The organism is Microbacterium meiriae (assembly GCF_032364335.1).
GTDB lineage: Bacteria > Actinomycetota > Actinomycetes > Actinomycetales > Microbacteriaceae > Microbacterium > Microbacterium meiriae.
In genome coordinates, this window is the sequence record NZ_CP133984.1 from 558,270 (window position 1) to 576,585 (window position 18,316).

Annotated in this window: 17 protein-coding genes; 12 read left to right on the forward strand and 5 right to left on the reverse strand. The window is 63.9% G+C overall.

All coding sequences use genetic code 11. The annotated features are described in order from the left end of the window. Positions 1-97: 97 nt before the first annotated feature. Genes RI211_RS02525 through RI211_RS02545 form a run of 5 tightly spaced genes read left to right on the forward strand, consistent with a single transcriptional unit; the run spans position 98 to position 5,234 of the window. The gene (locus tag RI211_RS02525; protein ID WP_051667923.1) at positions 98-1,180 is read left to right on the forward strand and encodes an adenine-specific methyltransferase EcoRI family protein; all 1,083 of its coding nucleotides are present in this window, start codon (positions 98-100) and stop codon (positions 1,178-1,180) included. Further along, a complete protein-coding gene (locus RI211_RS02530; RefSeq protein WP_051667921.1) occupies positions 1,158-2,180 on the forward strand; it encodes a DNA adenine methylase in 1,023 nt (340 codons plus the stop codon). Before RI211_RS02525 ends, RI211_RS02530 begins: the two co-directional genes overlap by 23 nt. 2 nt (positions 2,181-2,182) lie before the next feature. Next, positions 2,183-2,740 carry a hypothetical protein gene (locus tag RI211_RS02535; RefSeq protein ID WP_029266261.1) on the forward strand — a complete coding sequence of 186 codons (558 nt, stop codon included), beginning with the start codon at positions 2,183-2,185 and terminating at the stop codon, positions 2,738-2,740. An 8-nt stretch (positions 2,741-2,748) separates the two neighbouring features. Beyond that, on the forward strand, positions 2,749-3,930 hold the full coding sequence (locus tag RI211_RS02540) for an AAA family ATPase (protein WP_158698515.1): 1,182 nt from the start codon (positions 2,749-2,751) through the stop codon (positions 3,928-3,930). Beyond that, positions 3,915-5,234, forward strand: coding sequence for a 5-methylcytosine restriction system specificity protein McrC (locus tag RI211_RS02545; RefSeq protein ID WP_029266257.1), 1,320 nt, complete (start codon positions 3,915-3,917; stop codon positions 5,232-5,234). The genes RI211_RS02540 and RI211_RS02545 overlap by 16 nt, the downstream gene beginning before the upstream one ends. A 173-nt stretch (positions 5,235-5,407) precedes the next feature. Here RI211_RS02545 and RI211_RS02550 read toward each other — a convergent pair whose 3' ends face one another. Beyond that, a complete protein-coding gene (locus RI211_RS02550) occupies positions 5,408-6,085 on the reverse strand; it encodes a hypothetical protein (RefSeq protein WP_136025420.1) in 678 nt (225 codons plus the stop codon). 459 nt (positions 6,086-6,544) lie between these two features. Between RI211_RS02550 and RI211_RS02555 the strand changes: the two genes are divergently transcribed. The 7 genes from RI211_RS02555 to RI211_RS02585 all read left to right on the forward strand — a co-directional run bounded on the left by RI211_RS02555 (position 6,545) and on the right by RI211_RS02585 (position 13,210). Then, complete coding sequence (locus tag RI211_RS02555; protein ID WP_029266251.1) at positions 6,545-7,150, forward strand: HAD domain-containing protein; 606 nt, start codon at positions 6,545-6,547, stop codon at positions 7,148-7,150. A gap of 1,001 nt (positions 7,151-8,151) precedes the next feature. Next, positions 8,152-8,802 carry a TlpA family protein disulfide reductase gene (locus RI211_RS02560; RefSeq protein ID WP_029266249.1) on the forward strand — a complete coding sequence of 217 codons (651 nt, stop codon included), beginning with the start codon at positions 8,152-8,154 and terminating at the stop codon, positions 8,800-8,802. A 16-nt stretch (positions 8,803-8,818) separates the two neighbouring features. Continuing rightward, positions 8,819-9,598, forward strand: coding sequence for a cytochrome c biogenesis CcdA family protein (locus RI211_RS02565; RefSeq protein ID WP_029266247.1), 780 nt, complete (start codon positions 8,819-8,821; stop codon positions 9,596-9,598). Positions 9,599-9,865: 267 nt separating this feature from the next. Continuing rightward, the gene (gene cmtR / locus RI211_RS02570; protein WP_083391616.1) at positions 9,866-10,225 is read left to right on the forward strand and encodes a Cd(II)/Pb(II)-sensing metalloregulatory transcriptional regulator CmtR; all 360 of its coding nucleotides are present in this window, start codon (positions 9,866-9,868) and stop codon (positions 10,223-10,225) included. Beyond that, positions 10,222-12,138: a heavy metal translocating P-type ATPase gene (locus RI211_RS02575; protein WP_062635479.1), complete on the forward strand. Its 1,917-nt coding sequence runs from the start codon at positions 10,222-10,224 to the stop codon at positions 12,136-12,138. Before cmtR ends, RI211_RS02575 begins: the two co-directional genes overlap by 4 nt. Beyond that, positions 12,138-12,746 carry a cadmium resistance transporter gene (locus RI211_RS02580; protein WP_029266243.1) on the forward strand — a complete coding sequence of 203 codons (609 nt, stop codon included), beginning with the start codon at positions 12,138-12,140 and terminating at the stop codon, positions 12,744-12,746. The genes RI211_RS02575 and RI211_RS02580 overlap by 1 nt, the downstream gene beginning before the upstream one ends. After that, the gene (locus RI211_RS02585) at positions 12,743-13,210 is read left to right on the forward strand and encodes a signal peptidase II (RefSeq protein WP_231868230.1); all 468 of its coding nucleotides are present in this window, start codon (positions 12,743-12,745) and stop codon (positions 13,208-13,210) included. Before RI211_RS02580 ends, RI211_RS02585 begins: the two co-directional genes overlap by 4 nt. Positions 13,211-13,711: 501 nt before the next feature. On the opposite strand, the gene RI211_RS02590 is transcribed toward RI211_RS02585, so the two are convergent. From RI211_RS02590 to lnt, 4 genes are read right to left on the reverse strand one after another with little or no spacing between them, the layout of a single operon-like run. Further along, entirely contained in the window at positions 13,712-14,374 is a 663-nt protein-coding gene (locus RI211_RS02590; RefSeq protein WP_051667920.1) for a copper resistance CopC family protein, read from the reverse strand. Next, positions 14,371-16,275, reverse strand: a complete 1,905-nt coding sequence (locus RI211_RS02595) for a bifunctional copper resistance protein CopD/cytochrome c oxidase assembly protein (RefSeq protein ID WP_062635481.1) — start codon at positions 16,273-16,275, stop codon at positions 14,371-14,373. The genes RI211_RS02590 and RI211_RS02595 overlap by 4 nt, the downstream gene beginning before the upstream one ends. Then, the gene (locus RI211_RS02600; protein WP_036331304.1) at positions 16,272-16,775 is read right to left on the reverse strand and encodes a DUF3515 family protein; all 504 of its coding nucleotides are present in this window, start codon (positions 16,773-16,775) and stop codon (positions 16,272-16,274) included. The genes RI211_RS02595 and RI211_RS02600 overlap by 4 nt, the downstream gene beginning before the upstream one ends. After that, on the reverse strand, positions 16,772-18,295 hold the full coding sequence (gene lnt, locus RI211_RS02605) for an apolipoprotein N-acyltransferase (RefSeq protein ID WP_051667918.1): 1,524 nt from the start codon (positions 18,293-18,295) through the stop codon (positions 16,772-16,774). The genes RI211_RS02600 and lnt overlap by 4 nt, the downstream gene beginning before the upstream one ends. Positions 18,296-18,316: the final 21 nt, after the last annotated feature.

Genomic DNA, 18,316 nt, shown 5'->3' on the forward strand with positions numbered 1-18,316 from the left:
CCATCAAGGCGCAGTCGGACCCCCGCCGTATCGTCGCAACTATGACGCGGTCAATCTCTTGCGCGAAATCGCACCTCGAGCTCGACGGGGCAGGCCGATGACGCTCATCACTGCCGCGAATGGCAATCTGTCAGCGGCGAGGGGGGCCAAGAAGGACGAGTTCTACACCCAGCTGGTTGACATCGAGAAGGAGCTCAGTCACTACCGGAAACACTTCGCCGGCAAGGTCGTCTACCTCAACTGCGACGACCCAAGGGTCAGCAACTTCTTCCGTTACTTCTCCGAGAACTTTGAGGCGCTGGGCCTGAAGCGACTCATCGCCACGTGCTACCAGAGCGAGGATCCGGGCCAGTTCAGCCGGGGCGACTCCTCGCGCGCTGTCTGGCTCGAGTACGACGGCGACAAGAACGGCAACCGCGTGCCGGACGCCAACGAGATCGGCGTGCGTCCTCTCAAGGGCGATGGCGACTTCCGGAGCGCCGAGAGCGTCGAGCTGCTGCGCCAAGCGGACATCGTCGTCACGAACCCGCCATTCTCGCTGTTCCGCGAGTTCGTCGCCCAGCTCGTCGAGCACGACAAGCAGTTCATCATCCTCGGGAACATGAACGCGCTCACCTACAAGGAGATATTCCCGCTCTTCCAGAACAACCAGATGTGGTACGGCCCGAGCATCCGCAGCGGCGACCGCGAGTTTCGCGTGCCAGCCGACTACCCGCTTGAGGCTGCAGGGACCCGGGTTGATGCGGAGGGAAACCGATACATTCGCGTCAAGGGCGTTCGTTGGTTCACCAACCTCGACTATGACGAGCGGCACCGAGACCTCGAACTGACTAAGCGATACCGCGAGGCCGACTATCCGCGCTACGCGAACTTCGACGCAATCGAGGTCGGCAAAACCGCGGATATTCCGTCCGACTACGCCGGCCTCATGGGCGTCCCGATCACGTTCATCGACAAGTACAACCCAGAGCAGTTCGAGATCGTCGGGTCGAGCAAGACCTTGGGCCAGCCCATGTCCCAGATCGCCGAGAAGGGCACCTACCAGCAGGGCGGCCCACGGTTCTACCTGCCGACACCGCGCGGCTATCGACGCATGTACGACCGGATCGTCGTGCGAAACCGGCGCCTTTCGGGCGGGAATCGGGGATTGGACGCGCGTGTCGTATCGCTACCTCGGTAATAAGACCAAGCTCGCTGACTGGATCGTCGGCGAGATCGCGGAAATCGTCCCTGCTGGGTCGAGCATCGCGGACCCCATGTGCGGAACGGCCTCCGTGTCGCTCGCGCTCGCTCGTGCCGGCTACGACGTCACGGCCTCGGATGCGCTCACCTTCCCGGTAATTCACGCGCGCACGCGGCTGCTCGCGAAGAAGCCTCCCGAGTTCAAGGTGTTCGGTGGCTACGCCGAGGCACTCGAGTGGATGCGCGCCGCCGAGCCTCGACGGGGGTACTTCTCCCGCGAGCTTGGAGCCGCGGGTGCCCCAGCAAACGGCCGGGCGCCGAGGCTCTACTTCTCCGCCGAGAACGCCGCGCACATCGACGGCGTGCGTGCGGGCATTCTCGAGCTCAGGGCGGCTGGTTCGCTCACTGAGCTCGAACACAGCGTCCTGCTCCAGCATCTACTGCTCGCGACGAACAAGGTAGCGAACATCAGCGGTACCTACGGGTACTTCCGCAAGACGCTATCGAGTACTGCCCTTCGCCCGCTCACCTTCGAGCCGCTCGAGTTCGAGACCACGCCGGGCGAGCACACCGTGCTGCAGGGCTCCGTCGAGGATCTGGCGTCGTCGCTCCGAACGGAGGCGGTCTATCTTGATCCGCCGTACACGAAGCGCCAGTATGCCGGGAATTACCACGTCCTCGAGACCCTCGCCCAGGAGGACGAGCCGGTGGCAGCAGGCGACGGCGGACTGCGTCCGTGGATGGACCAGGCCTCGGACTTCTGTTACCGCCGCAGCGCCGGTCGCGCTTTCCGGGCCACGATGGAGCGGCTCGATGCTCGCCACGTGTTCATCTCCTACAGTGAGGATGGACAGGTGAGTGGGGAAGAGTTGCTCTCGATCCTGGGAGACTTCGGCAAGGTCACCGTGCACGAGCAGCCGCATCTCCGCTACCGGAGCAACGACCGAGTCAAGGACGGATCCGTGCTGGAACGTCTCTATCACGTGGAGGTCTTCTGAGCATGGCGCAGAAGCTGAACATCGAGCGCATCTGGTGGCGAAACGTCCAACCCGGCGAGTTCTATAACATCGAGCGCCACTATCAGATTCGCGGCGGTGGCGGTTCGCTGTACATCGAGGTCCCGGCGTCGATCGTGCCCGAGACGCTCGACTTTCTGGGGGTGGCCGGAACGAACGTGGACGCCCTGCCTGCGATCACAATCCAGGCCGGGGTCGCTGGCGTGCCGGGGATCTCAGGACCGATTGAGTTTCAGCGTAAGGCGGGCGGACGGATGCGGATCGCGCGGCAGAACCGGCAACAACCGAACTCGCAACGCCATCCGGCGTGGACCGTCGCTCGCGGATTCCCATCGGCACCGGACGATGTGCGGAACAAAGAGGAGGCGCGTCCGTTCTTCCCCGAGGGCGGCCTGCGCATCTACATCGCGAAGACGGTTGAAGGTGACTACTACGCTGGCTTCACCAAGGGCGTCCGCCCCACTGCCATGGCGAGGAACGACCCGGCATGGGATCTGTACACGCAGGGCAAGACCGTGGGCGGAGTGATCGATGCGGGGTGAGGTGGAGCGTGGCTGACAAGATCGATGACATCTTTGCGTCGTGGGGCGCCGGACGAAACGTGTTGCTCTACGGTCCGCCGGCAACCGGCAAGACGCGGCTCATCAGCCAGCTCTTCCAGTCGCTGCAGGAGCCTCCGGAAGGCAGCCGCGGTATCCTGTTCGATCCCAGCGACGCCGCGTCGCCCTTCAGCCGACCCAAGCAGCCGATCACGATCCCGCTCCCGGCGAAGGTCGTGTGGACCACGTTCCATCAGTCGTACGGCTACGAGGATTTCGTCCTGGGGCTCAGGCCGGCCATGGACGCCGAGGGCACCCGCCTCGAGCCGTGGGCCGGCGTGTTCCTGGATGCGGCGATCGAGCTCGCGGACGACGACTCAAAGTACAACTCCGTGGTGATCTTCATCGACGAGGTGAACCGCGGAAACGCGGCACGCATCTTCGGCGAATTCATGACTTTTCTAGACTTCGACTACCGCGACGGCGGCAGCGTCCCACTCCCAGTGCCGCTCCGACAGCTGACGTTTGCCGACGGTGCAAGCGAGCAGCTCCATCGGCCGGGTGGGGCGTCAACGACGATCCCCGACGGCTTTACCTTCCCGAGGCACGTCTACGTCGTCGCCACCATGAACAGCGTGGATCGCGCTGCGGTCCCGATCGACAGCGCGCTCGCGCGCCGGTTCGACCGGATCGAGATGCGGCCGGACCTTGACGCCCTCGCCGGTCATTGGGGCCTGGACACGACGGCGATCCCGACGCCGACTGAGGACAACTTGGAGACGTTGGACCCGTTCCAGACCGCATACCTCCTGCTCGATCGGCTCAACGTGGTCATCGCCTCCGACCTCGGCTCGGAGTTCGAGCTGGGCCACGGGCTCCTGACGCCGATTCCGGCGACGGTGACGCCCGCCGACGAATCCGAGCAGCCGATCTCAGAGACCGACGCCTGGCGAAGCCTGTCGAAAACCTGGGACGACGTGCTCTTCCCACAGCTCGAGGATCGATACTCGGGACGGCCCGAGCAGCTCATGCAGCTGCTCCACGTCGACACGGCGCCCCCGACGGGCGACTACGCGTGGACCCTGCGGGCGTCGAAGAGTGGGACTGCGCAGGCCCGTGCCCTCGCGCCGGTCCGGACGAGCGAGCTCCCGCTCGACACGATCAAACGATCCTTCAGGTGGCTGGCTCGGTAGTCGCGTCGCCGCGAATCCGACTCCAGGAGTACGGTGCCCCGGCGGTGCATCGAGTTGATGAGATCGACCTCGTCGCTCTGACCGAGGCGAACAAGCGCTGGCGACGCGCGCTTGGTCTCGCGAGCGATCCCATCCGGGTGGAGGACGTCGGCGACGGTCGCATACTGCTGCGGGCAGAGGCGGTCACCGGGCTCGTCAGGGTCGGAAGCACCGACATCGAGATCGCTCCGAAGTTTCTTAGCACGGTCGAGGGCAGCTGGCAGACCGTGCTTTGGCGCATCCTCTCGATCGTCGAGGGCGGGCATGTCGACGACGCGTTCACCACCGCACACGAACTGGCCGAGTTCTCGCTCCCCGACCTCCTCGCCGAGATGTTTCTGACGTCATACGCGAAGGGCGCTGCACGCGGCCTGCCTCGCGGTTATTGGACCGAAGCATCGTCCGGAACGGTGCTGCGCGGGAGCCTCGATGTGGCGCGCCTCGACCGGTGGATCTCACGCCCCTGGGAACTCCCGTACGTCGCCGACCTCCTCACCGACGACACCTCACTTGCACGGCTGCTGCGGTGGGCAGCGGACTGCCTTGCTGCGATCGTGAAGGCCCCCGGCCGGTCGCGCGCGATGAGGGAAATCGCCGCTGGGCTATCTCATGTAGACCGGAGGCCGCCTCACCTCCTCGACGCGCAGCGGATCGTGCTGGGCACACAGCACCAAGGGCTCGAGCCGGCACGAATCGTGGGGCTCCTCCTACTTGAGGGTGCGGGCGTCCATCACGCCAGCGGTGAGCACGCTCTGTCGGGCTTTCTCTGGAACTCCGATGCGATCTACGAGAACTACGTGTACTGGCTGTGCACCCGAGCCGCGAGTTCCCGCGGCGAGCGGGTGAGCAAGCACACGACGAAGTTCGGCGAGGTCATCGCAGGGCACGGCTCGCGACTTGAAACCACCCCCGATGTCGTCTTTCGAGACCATCAGAGCGCGGCGGTCGCCGTCATCGACTCCAAGTACAAGCGCGTTGGATCACGCCCGAAGGCCCCGGACACGTATCAGGTCCTCACCGCGGGCCACGTCCTGGGCTGTCGCAGGGTCTCCTTGGCGTACCCAGTGGCCGAGCGTGCTGAGCCGACCGTGTGGCGCGTGCCGTCAGCTCTGGGCAGCGAGGACATCGAGCTGACCGCGCTGCCGCTCAACCTCATGGCGTTGGCTCATCCGGACGGCCCTCAGCTGCTCATCGAGACGATTAGCGCCTGGCTCGACGGCGAGTTGATTCCTCCGCCCGAGATGAGCCCTCCTGAGGCGCCATGAGACCGGTCGTTATCCTCGACTCCACCACCGTGAACGGCCGCCGTCCGTTCACTCACGTGGATTTCTGAACGCGGAACACGCGCCAATGTCATCGAGAACGATGCTCAAACTCAGCCAGAGCGCTCGCTAGAGTCGGGATATTGGCGCTTACTGTCCGTACGCTGGTAACGGTGTTACTCGCTACTTGCGTTACCCGATTGCTGTCGCATGACAGGGTTCGCAGCCTCTACAACCGAGGCCAGTAGGTCAGCATCGCTTAGTTGCCGCAACGACGCTCGTTCCACAGCTTGCTCCATTGCAGGAACGACGGAGATGAAAGCTGCCGTGTCGATCTCAAACAGCTGTGGCTCCAACAACTCGCCGCCAACCCAGATCATGACTTCGAAGCCGCGGCGAACGACGGGACTCACGAAGACTTGCACGCGTCCTGGCTTCAGCAGGCACCAACGGTCTGAGCCGTCATGGCGCAGACTACGATCCGTGCGGGCAGACCTCCAGCCGCGCGAGCTTAGAATGACGTCGAGCTCATCGTCCACTCCGTGCTCGTACTCGTCATCCGCTGAGTCATAGTCCTCGTCATCAAATCCGCATGCCTCGGGGGCCCTTTGCGGAGAGCCACTGACCAACTCTCCGGCCTCTGGCACGATCGCCGCAAGTGCTTGACTGTGCGCGATATACACAGCAGCGACGAGGTCCGATACGTTCGTTTTCGCGTCTGGAGGAAGACTGTCCCACCGTGCGTGGTCGTCGCCTGTCAGCCGGGCCTGAGTATCGCTAAACCTCTTTGCCGTTTCATCGATGATGCGAACTTGGAAGGGATCCATTTCATCTCGCCATGCGTTCCCTGTCACGAGTGCTCCTTGATCTTTGGGGTTGCCGGCCGGATCAACGCCGCCCGACGGTCTGGATAATCTTCATAACCGTCTCGACGTCGCCTCCGTCTACGAGCCATGCATTCGAGTTTGGCGTGCGACTGCGATGAGGTTCCTCCTGCGGCGTGTGCATGAACTGTGCAGAGATGAGCCATGCAGGGTCATCCGACAAGCGGACGATGGCGTCGACGAGGGCTTGCACGTCTTCGTGTGTCGGTCGTGAACCGTCGCCGTGCCCTCCGTTGGTTCGTGCCATGAGCTGAACGATATGTCATTGCCGCGGACTAAAACCACAAGTTTCGTGGAGTGCGGGATGCATTCCGAAAGGATTTCTACTCATGTATCAATGAGTCCGCCATTTTTGCACGTCGCGACTCTGCGAATTGGCAGCTTTGCCTTTTCTGCGAGTGGTATTAACGCCATGTGAGGGATGGACAAATGGACCAGCCGAGCGTCACGTCGTTGACGCCGAGCGAGCGCACGGTGACGCTGATCGCCTTGGACATCGATGGCGTGCTCAACGGCTTTAAGAACACTCGCGGAGAGCAACTGGCCGTGGCGGAAGTCGGTAGGTGGAAGATCCGCTGGAGGCCGCTGGTGGTCGGAAGGCTTCGAGCGATCCTCGCTCGCTCGGACGTCCAGGGCGCCTGGCTGACTACCTGGCTGGAGCAGCCGTGGTTACTCGACGAGTTCGAGGCTGCGCTCGGTCTCGACGGGCTGATGCCTCATCGCGCAGATCATCCCTCGGTGGATACTCGCGAGGGTAAGACGATCATCGACCAACGCTTTGACCAGAGCATCGCATTCGACTCGAACTCCGAGTGGTGGTGGAAGCGTCGGGCCGCTGAACTGCTTCTTGACCGTGTGCAGCCGGCGCGATTCGCATGGATCGACGATGAAATCGGGAACGTGGGCATCAAGGCCGACCCATGGGGACCGCAACAGAATCATCAGCGCCTGCTCCTGCGGACAAGGTCCTTGCCGGGGCTCCTGCCGCGCGATCTGCAGCGGGTCGAAAGCTGGCTGAATGAGGACGCTCCCTAATAGCGCCTTTGCCGAGGCCAGTAGCCAGTCGTGCCGCTGAGGATGCGGGGCAAAGGTGGCGCTGTCATTCGGGCGGTCAAGGTCTGCTGACTCGCGGGACGTCAGCCGCCCCGAATGCTCGGTCCGGGAGATGTGGTTGGGTGCCGCCGTAGCGCTCGTAAACACGTGCAGCGTATGCCTAACGCTCATTGTGGCCGCGTGCATGTTCCACGCGGCGCGTAGCGACGTCGCGGCCCATCAACCAGGATTCCGCAAAGGGGTGTTGCCCAACGGCTCAGGCGACTGAGCACCGCCGCTGGAGCCTGAATTGAGCTCCGCCCCTGGAACGGTCCGTACGTTTCGCTCTCAACCCCGAAAAATGGGGCTTCGCGCCGATAGTTCGGATAACTGTGAATATCGGCGGTTAGAAACACACCCCTTGAAGTGAGATGGGGCTGAGCACGAGCTTAACTGTCGGAACCGCGTTGAAGTGGCACAACCCCGCTTTGCGTGCCACGCCTGGCATTGCTGACAGCATGTGTCACCCATGCTCGGTGGCCACGCCGTTGTGCGATTCAGCCAAAACTGTTCACTTGTCGTTTCCGTGCGTATTGGGTTCGGCAGAGGGTTGCGGTGGGTTTTCGTCAGCGTGTCGTACGCTGCAGCAGTGCGCCCAGGTGACTGCCGAAGACGATCGTTTTCGGCGGGAGATGGACCCCGGAGCCTAGACCGAGGAATACCCTGAATATTGTTCGCGATGCTGCGCGGGTACTCGCTGCGGGAGCCGCGTGGCTCGGATGGGTATCCCCGGTTCTCGGGACCGTCATGTATATGTGGGGCGGGGCGCCATTCCATACCGGCGCGGTGAGTGAGCTGCGGGCGCGCACGCCCGGGCCTGTCGTCAGGATCGTCGCCTGTGCGACGCGGTCGCAGAGCGCGGCGTCATCGGGTCCGGTCAGTGGTTGTGCCGGGCGTCCTGGGCTTCGGGGTCACGCATAGGAACGCCCCGTAAATTGAAAACTGTGCCACTCGCCCCAACGGTCAATGCAACTCGTCCCGGTGGTTCTTGCCGCAACCGTGCTTCTCTCCGTGCGGTCGGAGCCGCGCTGGCCGCGGTCTTCATCGTCGGCCTGAGCGCCTGCGCGCCCGATCCGGTCAGTGAATCGTTTCTCAGCGGAGAAAACACGGGCTTTGTCTCCGGCGACGGTGCGATCGTAGAGATCCCTGAGGCTGACCGTGGAGACCCTGTCGACTTCGGCGGCATCACAGAGACCGGCGAGAAGCTTGACAGCGCTGACCTTGCAGGCGAGGTTGTGGTCGTTAATTTCTGGTACGCCGGGTGTGCACCCTGCCGTGTCGAGGCGGCCGACTTGGAGAGCGTCTGGCAGGAATACAAAGGGAACGGCGTCTCGTTTGTCGGGATCAACACCCGTGATCAGGCCGATACCGCCGCCGCATTCGCCAACGAGTTCGGTGTCACCTATCCGAGCCTGATCGATGCCGACACGGCGGAGGCCAAGCTCGCCTTCGCCAAAGTCGTTCCGATCGCCGCCACCCCGACCACTCTGGTGCTCGACAAGCAGGGCCGTGTTGCCGCGCGCATTATCGGTCCGATCGAGGGTACCTCAATCCTGTCCACACTCGTCGAGGACGCCCTCGCGGAGTCGTCGTGACGATCTCGGCGACGCTATGAATCCCGAAGCGATCATCGGATCCGGCGCGCTCTGGCTCGCAATCCCTCTCGCCATGCTCGCCGGACTCGTGTCGTTCCTGTCCCCATGCGTGCTCCCTCTCGTCCCGGGCTACCTCGGCTTCCTCGGGGGAACGGCCGCTCCGCGAGGCGCTGCGTCTCGCGGAGCTCGCTCAACAACCGGGGATGCCGGATCGCCGTCGCGAGGACGGCTACTGTTCGGAGTGCTGCTGTTCATCTTCGGGTTCAGCATCGTCTTCGTGTTCATCACGGCACTCAGCGGCACGGTGGGCGTCTTCCTGCTGCAGTGGGGTGACCTGATCACACGGATCCTCGGTGTGATCATCATCATGATGGGGCTCGTGTTCCTCGGCTTCTTCGGCTTCGCCCAACGTGAGCTGCGCTTTCACATCGATTCCAAGTACGGCATTGTCGGTGCCCCGCTCCTGGGCATCGCGCTGGGCATTGGCTGGGCACCCTGCATGGGCCCGACCCTCGCCGCCATCGTGGCGATCTCTTTCAACGCCGGCGATCCCGTGCGTGCCAGCTTCCTCGGGCTCGCGTACTCCCTGGGCCTCGGTATCCCGTTCCTGCTCGTCGCTCTCGGATTCGGATGGGCGACGAAGACAATCGGGTTCCTCCGCCGACACATCCGCGTCGTGAACGCCATCGGCGGGGTGCTGCTCCTCGCGCTGGGCGCCTTGATGGTAAGCGGAATCTGGACCGACATCATGTCCCGGCTGACGGCGGTGATGGGCACCGTCATCCTTCCGCTCTAAGACTGGCGAGGCAGCGGACAGTGAAGCGGTGAGTTCCGAGGAGAGCCTCTCGATGGCCGCCGATGCCTGCAGCCCCGATCGGTTTGGTGCAGACGATGTCAACGGCGGGATCCTGCGGTTGCAGTCATCGGGGATCGACTGGCGACCCACAACGGTCGTGGCGCCACCGAGTAGGGAATGAGATGGAAGCTTGTTCGCGCATCGCCCGCGGGGTGGGGAGTGGGCAGCCCATTAGCGATTGGTCATCCACTGCTGTACAGTCAGTGTGTGCTGACTATTACTTCCCGTATCGACGTGATGAACCGGCTTGGCCGGGCGATGGCAGATCCCACGCGCTCACGGATCTTGATGACTCTGCTCGAAGGACCCAGTTATCCTGCAGTGCTTTCGCGGGACCTGGTCCTTACCCGTTCAAACGTTTCGAACCACCTGACATGCCTACGCGATTGTGGCATCGTGGTCGCCGAGCCTGAAGGTCGCCAGACCCGCTACGAGATCGCCGACCCGCATCTTGCAGCGGCCCTCGTCGCGCTCGTCGATGTGACGCTGGCTGTCGACGCGCATGCGCCGTGCGTGGATTCAGCGTGCATGGTGGTTGGTTGCTGCGCGACGGGAGTGGACGCGTGAGCGCGGCGTGCGGCTGCGAGCACGAGCCCTCTAGTACTGCTGACGAAGAATCCGACGCGGTCGAGCAGCCCTGGTGGCGAGACCGCGGGATCATGGTGCCTGTTTTCTCCGGCATAGCGTTCCTGGTCGGACTGATTCTCGAGTGGTCGGGTCAGGAGATCCCGGCGCTGGTACTGTTCTGGATCGGCCTACTGCTGGGTGCGTCGACGTTCACGCCCGGTGCGATTCGGAAGCTCTTCAAGGGCAAACTCGGCATCGGGCTGCTGATGACAATCAGCGCCATCGGAGCAGTCGTCCTCGGCTACGTGGAGGAGGCCGCGGCCCTGGCGTTCTTGTACTCCATCGCTGAGGCACTCGAGGACAAGGCGATGGACCGCGCCCGCGGCGGGCTGCGTGCACTGCTCAAGCTCGTACCGGAGACAGCGACCGTCTTGCAGGGCGGCACTGCCGTGCACGTCCAGGCGAGAGAGTTGATGGTCGGTCAGGTCATGGTTGTCCGACCGGGCGAGAGGATCGCGACCGACGGGATCGTCCGCTCCGGTCGCTCCAGCCTGGACACATCGGCTATCACTGGCGAATCGATCCCGGTCGAGGTCGAGCCCGGCGATGTGGTCTCGGCCGGCGCGATCAACAGTGTCGGTGCACTGGAGGTCGAGACAACTGCGGCCGGCAGCGACAACTCGCTCACCACGATCGTTGAGCTGGTGGAGAAGGCGCAGACGGAGAAGGGTGAGCGTGCTCGTCTAGCCGACAAGATCGCCCGACCGCTGGTGCCAGGCGTTCTGATCCTCGCGGCGCTCGTCGCGATCATCGGTTCGGTGCTGGGCGATCCTGAGGTGTGGATCACCCGCGCGCTTGTGGTACTCGTTGCGGCGTCTCCGTGTGCGCTCGCGATCTCGGTACCGCTGACGGTCGTCGCCGCGATCGGTGCGGCGAGCAAGTTCGGTGTAATCATCAAGTCCGGTGCTGTTTTCGAGCGCTTCGGTACGGTCCGCCACGTTGCCGTCGACAAGACCGGCACACTCACCCGCAACGAACCGGCAGTCACCGCCGTCCTCACCGCGAACGGCGTGACGGAGGCTCAGGCCCTGGCGTGGGCGGCAGCGTTAGAGCAGCACAGCACGCATCCTCTGGCTGCCGCGATCACCGCAGCGGCCCCGGGTACTCTGGCGGCTGCCGATGTGACCGAGCAGCCCGGGCACGGCATCGACGGCACCGTTGACGGATCGAGAATCACCGTCGGCAGCCCCCGCTGGCTGGACGCCGACGACCTGACGGACCGGGTGGCGGGGCTCGAGGAGCAGGGCATGACCGTCGTGATCGTGCACCGTGACGGGTCCCCGGTCGCCGCGATCGGCGTTCGCGACGAGCTGCGTCCCGAAGTCCCCGACGTGGTCCGGACGCTGACAAGACAGGGCATCGGCGTGACGATGCTCACCGGCGACAACACCCGCACCGCTCGTGCACTGGCTGCGCAGGCCGGCATCACTGACGTGCGAGCCGAGATGCGCCCCGAAGACAAGGCGGCCGCGATCGGTGAGCTGTCGAAGGCAGGGGCGGTCGCGATGATCGGCGACGGCATCAACGACGCTCCGGCCCTCGCTGGCGCGGACATCGGTATCGCGATGGGCGCGACCGGCTCCGACGCGGCGATCGAATCCGCGGACGTCGCGTTCACCGGCCATGATCTCCGCCTCATCCCACGGGCGTTCGATCACGCCCGCCGAGGGCGACGGATCATCAACCAGAACATCATCCTGTCGCTGCTGATCATCACGGCACTGCTCCCGCTCGCACTCTTCGGAGTGCTGGGGCTCGCGGCCGTCGTCCTGGTCCACGAGGTCGCGGAGGTCATCGTGATCCTCAACGGGCTGCGAGCCGCCCGCGCACACACTCCGCGGCTGGAAAGCTGATGCTCGCAACCATCGGATCAGCGATCGGCTTGTTCGCAGCGACCAACATCGACGACATCGTCGTGCTCACCGTGCTGTTCCTCGCCTCAAGCCGGGGGAAGCCCCGGCCCTGGCAGATCGTCGCTGGCCAGTACCTCGGGTTCATCGCCCTCGTCGTGATCAGCGTGATCGCCGCGCTCGGCCTCACGATCGTCCCGGACGAATGGGTCGGTTTCCTCGGCCTGATCCCGCTCGGCATCGGTATCTGGACGCTTGTCGCCGGCCTGCGCCGCAACGGCGATGACGATGACGACGACGCCAAGATCACCGCGGTTGGAATGTGGGGTGTTGCGGGGATCACGATTGCCAATGGGGCGGACAATATCTCTTTGTACACGCCGATCTTCCGCACCACCGCACCCGGCGACGTCGCCGTCATGATCGTCGTGTTCCTCGTTCTCGTCGCCGTCTGGTGCGCCGCTGGACGGCTGATCGGCACCAACAAGGCTGTCACTGAGGGGCTGGAACGCGTCGAGCACTGGCTCGTCCCGGCCGTGTTCATCGGTCTGGGTCTGTTCATCCTGATCGAATCCGGCGTCATCGTTCGTCTGATTGAGGTCCTCGCATGACGTCGCCCGAGGCAGAAGCTCGCCCGTCCGCTCCGCGGAAATTGTCGCCGGCACAGCGCTGGCAACTCACTGGCGGAGCGCTGCTGATCGCCGCGGTTGTTGTTCTGATCGATCAGGGAACGAAAATGTGGGCGGAAGCAAGCCTCACCGAACGCGAGCGCATCCCCCTGATCGGGCGGCCTGGCTGGTTGCAACTTGCTTACAACCCCGGAGCGGCATTCTCCTTCGGGGAGGGCTACACCTGGGTCTTCGCGCTACTCGCCGTCGCCGCCACCATCGCAGCGATCGTATTCGCACTCCGAGTTCAGCGCCCAGGTTGGGCGATCATCGTCGGCGCGCTCGGCGGAGCTGCAGCATCACACGCAGGCGATCGTCTCTTTCGGGGCCTGGATTCGCCCGCGGACATGTCGTGGACTTCCTCGCCTATGGGAACTGGTTCATCGGGAACATCGCCGACATCGTGATCTTCGCAGCGGCGATCGCGGCGCACTCCTAGTCTCGGCGACCTTCTGCGGCAGCGACTGGACCAGCCCTCCGACGCGCGTGACCTCCGCGGCTTTGGCCGCTTCGTTGCTTTTGACTCGTTGGAAATCGTCCCAACCGAGATAGGACGCCGCGTACGGGGCGGACACGCCGGAGGTGATGCCGAAGCTGGCGAGAGCAACGGCGCTGAGGGCGCGATGTCCGAGCGCCCCGCGCCGGCTGATGCGCAGCTTCCAGAAGGAGTCGCGTTCAGCGGGGGTGGGCGCGCACCCGCAGTCCTCGGATGATGCAGCTGCTTCGTTCGCGATGTGGGCGTTCACGCTTTCCCTTCTTTCAGTCGCATGGATAACGTGTTCGCGCGTCCATCGTCTCCTGGGGGGCTGCCGCTTCCGTGGCACCTCGCCACATGTGACTGATTCGCGCTGGGTATGGTCGGCGCGTAACTGCGTCGTCGCTGCGACCCGATGGCCGGGGTCCGTACATCAGTCATGGCGCTGATCCTTCTTTCGGCGCAACTGTCGTGCGACGAGAGCTGTGGCGATGACGCCAACTCCGACCACGCCTACGGCGATGATGAGGGGAATCGCGATGGCTGTGGTTTCGTCCTGGGGTGGGGATGTCGGTGCCGACGACGGCTCTGAGTTTTCCGTTTCACCGCTCGTTGTGGGGGTAGGCGACGGAGTCGACTTACCGGGTTGAGCGCGGGACTCTTCATTTCCGCATGCTGGTTTGTCCCACCCGAATTCGGGGTCCACGCCTGTCGGTGCGTAGGTGAACGTGTAGCTCTCGGAGATGGGGTGCCCATCGCTGGAGACCGCGTTCCAGAGGACGGTGTAGACACCAGGTTTTCCGAGTCTCACCGGAGTGGTGAGGACGTTGCGGTCGATAGTCGAGCACGCGCTCTCGTAGTACAGACCATCGGGGCCTTGGACCTGCGCGAAGCTGGCCTGGCTGAAGTCGATGAGCTCTCCGCTGAAGGTGAGGGCGACGGCGTCGAGCTGTGTCACCGTCTCTTCCGGCGCGGGTACCGCGTCGAGGAGGTTATCGTGCGCCATGGCCGCGGGTGCGGGGGCGACGATGATGCTCAAGGCAATCAGGGTCATGATGCTGCCGGCGAGCCAGGTCGGGCGTCGGGTCGAGGTCACCGCGATGCGTCCTTTCGGGAGGTGTGCGTGGGGAGGGTAACTGAGTTTGTGCGCTGGGGGCGCAGCACCGAGGCTGCGATCAGGGCCGCGAGCAAAGCCGCGATTCCGACGATGATGATTCCTCCGACGCGCTGGTCCTGGAGCGGGGTGGATCCCCAGCTCCGTCCCATGGCGCCGAACCACTCGGCGACGATGAGGTCTGTTCGGGTGATGGTGGCGATGCCGATGAACACCGTCGTCAGAGTCAGAGTGATGAGTGCGGTGAAGGTCCACCGCCGAGATCGCCCGGGAGCGGGCACGGCGCCATTGCGCCGGAAGAGCGAACTGACGAAGAGGCACCCGATAACGAGGAGGTGCGTGATCATCCATTCGCTTCCGAGTTGGTCGTAAAGCGACCATCGGAAGAGGTCCGAGTATGTGATCAGCCACATCGTGGCGGTGAACAGTATGGCGGTGATGATGGGGTTGAGCGCCAGCCGAATTGTTCGGCTGGCGGCAACCCACAGAAGCCATTCGAGAGCTCCGCGGCTGTCGTCGTCCCGAGGATGTATGACGGTGAGTGCGAGCACGAGGGGCGCAGCGGAAACGAGAAGTACCGGTATGACGAGGCCGAGAAGTGCGAAAGAGAGGAAACGCATACTGATCAGAGGTTCGTCGTACACAGCGAGCGGGCCACTGGTGGTCCACACGAGCGCGCCCATCCCGATCACCCAGCCGATGGTGCGCCGCATCGGCCAAGGCTGCCCGAGACGTCTCATGCGCTCCACCCCGGCAAGGTAGAAGAACACCGCGAAACCTCCCACAATCACCCACAGCAGATCAATGCTCCACGCCGTGAACCATCGCTCCGTCGTGAATTCTGGCGGGACTGGGGCGTCGGTGAGGATCTCCGCGGCCGTGGTCTGAGGAATCGTGATCGTGTCCGCGGGTGCGGCTGTTCGGGCAAGGGCCGCGGCGGCGCCGCTTGCGATACCCATGAATGCCAGCTCGACGCACACGAACATCCAGAAGGTGTTGCGGCCCTCGCCCGCTTTTGCGATGAGTCGACCGCGGTAGGCGGCTCCGAGGATGCCCATCACCACCAGCGCGAGGATCTTTGCGAGCAGGATCAGCCCATACGGCGTGACGAGGTCGTCCCATCGTCCGAGGGCAGTGAGCGCCCGGGCATACCCCGATACGGCGACGACGACGAAGGCGATGAGTGCCAACGTCGAGTACCGTCGGAGTATGTCCTCGAGGGTGGACGATGGAAGGCCCGGACGGATCACGATGAGCAATGTGAGCCCGCCGAGCCACACCGCCGCCGAAACGATATGCAGGGTGAGAGACATGACTGCCGCGTCGTGGTTGGCCAGTTCCCCGGAGTGCCCCTGAGTGGACATCGGAATCAGGCTGATGATCGCGAGCATCGTTGTGACGAGCACGGCACCGTAGCCGCGCACCGCGAATGCGAGCACGGTCACGACCGACGCGAAGATGGCGGTGATGAGCCAAGATCTTCCAAGCTCGGTGTCGAGGAGGAAACGGCCCAGTTGTGCGCCGAACTCTGCCTCCAGGCTCACCTTCGGGTTGAACGAGGACAGGAAGGTGAGGAAGGTGACCGTCCCGCTCGCGACGGTAAGAATTGCGGCACCCGCCGAGGCAAGATTGAGCGCGGTGAGGAAGGGCTTCGTGCCGGATGCGAGAGCGAACAGAGCGAACACGAGTGGTCCTACCATTGCAGCGCCAGAGAGGTTGACGAGTAGTTTCGCGACCGGGAGGCCCCAGCGAACCACCGCGCCGGGGTCGCTGGTCAGCCTCGGTGCAGCTCCTCCGCCGATCACCAGCCCGATGACGACGGCGACGATTGCAGAGACGACGAAAATCGTCAGCCCGGCGACGCGGAGAATAGGAGGCGTCACGGTGTCGCTCCCTCCGTCGAAGAGGTTTCTTCGTCAGGGTCTTTCGTGATCGGTTCTGTGCACGCATCGTTCTTCGGAAGCTGCTGAATCGCTCCGGCAAGTGCTTGGAGAACGGCGTCGGCCGACAACGTCGTCGTGTCCACATACACTTGCGCTGCGGGCTCCCGCCCGTAGGTCGTCAACCGTAGATTTGGTGTCTCCGCTTCGTCCACGATCCAATCGACGCCCCCCAAACTCACACATTGCAGCGTGGTGGGAGCCGGTGAGTCCAGCCCGCAGGTGAGCAGCACGCTGGTGGGACTTCCCCATGCGCCAGTGGCTTGCGCGTCCGTCCACACCCGCGCCTGATCACCGATAGAGTCGGGTAGCCGGGCCGTGACCTCCGCGCACAACGGATCGTTCGCTTTCGGAGCCGCCTCGAGATGCACGGTGGGAGCGCACCCGCTGAGCAGAAGCAGCGCGCCGAACGCCGCACCAAGCGAGAGCGATTTTGTCTTCACAGCGTGTTCCCTTCGTGAAAACGGAAATCCTCGCCCGCTCGCTGCTGACGAGTAGCGGTGGTGACGAGCAGCATCAATACGGTTCCCATGCTCAACGCCCACCCGATCCACGGCATAAGAACCACCGCTGGCGTGGTCCCGGTATAGAGGGGCACTTCGGTGACGTTTGCGCCTTGCGTGTTCACCGCGAGCTCTGCAAGTGGGGTCCCATCAGGGCGGATGACCTGGCTCGTGCCGGTCGTCGACACGTTCACGATGCTTCTTCCGGTTTCGATGGCGCGCATACGCGCAATAGCGAGCTGCTGGAGGTTCTCATCTGTGCCTCTGAAGTCGGCGTTGTTCGTCTGGAACACGTACAGTTGTGCGCCCTTCGCCGCGCTGTCCTCAATGACGTTGTCGTAGATGACGTCGAAACAGATCGCCAGACCGACGGGAACACCGCCGACGTTCACGAGGGGCGTGTTTGAGCCAGGCGTGTACTCGCGCTGAATGAGTCCGATGAGGTCAGGAGCGATGGCCTCGTAGAACCAACGGTCCGGGACGTATTCGCCGAAAGGCACGGGGTTGGCTTTGTCGTGGATCTGCTGCGGTCCGGCGCTCGTCCACAGGATCGACGTATTGAAAGTATCGTCGCCGCGCACGGTCGCCGCATTCACCAACACCGGAGCGCCGGCGTCTGCTACGAGTCGGTCAAGCCGGTCGGTGACGTCTGCATCCTGGAAAGGATCCGCGTCGACTGCGCCTTCTGGCCAGACGAGAAGATCCATCCCCCGACCGAGGAGAGGAGCTGTCGCCCCTTCCTGAGCCCGCATGATGTCGCCGGGTGCTTTGGTGTCGAAGTAGCCGCTTGGTCCGTTTCCTTGCACCCATCCGACACGTATGGCACCTGCCTGCGTAGTGGGGAACAGGGGGGCGAGCGCGGTGGCAGTGAGAGCGAGAACTGCGACTGCTCCCGGTCGCCGTCGTCGATGAGCGAGTGCGTCCAAGCTGCTCGCGCAGATGAGGACCGTCAGGAAGGAGAGCCCGGTAGTTCCCACCCAGGAGGCGGCTTCCGCGAACGGGCTTTGAGTAAGGGTGAATCCGATCCGCGCCCAGGGGAACCCCGTGTAAGGGAAAGTTCCCATCACGGTTTCGCGCAGCACCCACACGCCTGCGATGAGCGCAGGCGTGATCATGGAATATCCGCACCGCGAGCGGCTGGTCATCACCCTATATGCGAGCGCAATCAGCATCCCACCGGCACCAAAGAGCAGCGATTCCAGTCCGGCCAACGCCACCCAGGGGATGGGGCCGAGAAATCGTGAGACCCAGACGAGGTGGGTGAAATAGAACGCGGCCCCGTAGACGAGGGCAACCAAGAACGCCGCGGGTAGCGAACGCCCGCGCAGTGTCCACAGGCCGATCGTCACACTCGCAAAGGCCACGGGCCACCAGCCGAGCTCCGGGTACGCAAGATCCAGCGCGGCGCCGGCGATAGCGGACGCGACTATCGCAACGGGCAACGGTACTGCCGTCGACATGGTGCGTGGATCGAACCCGAT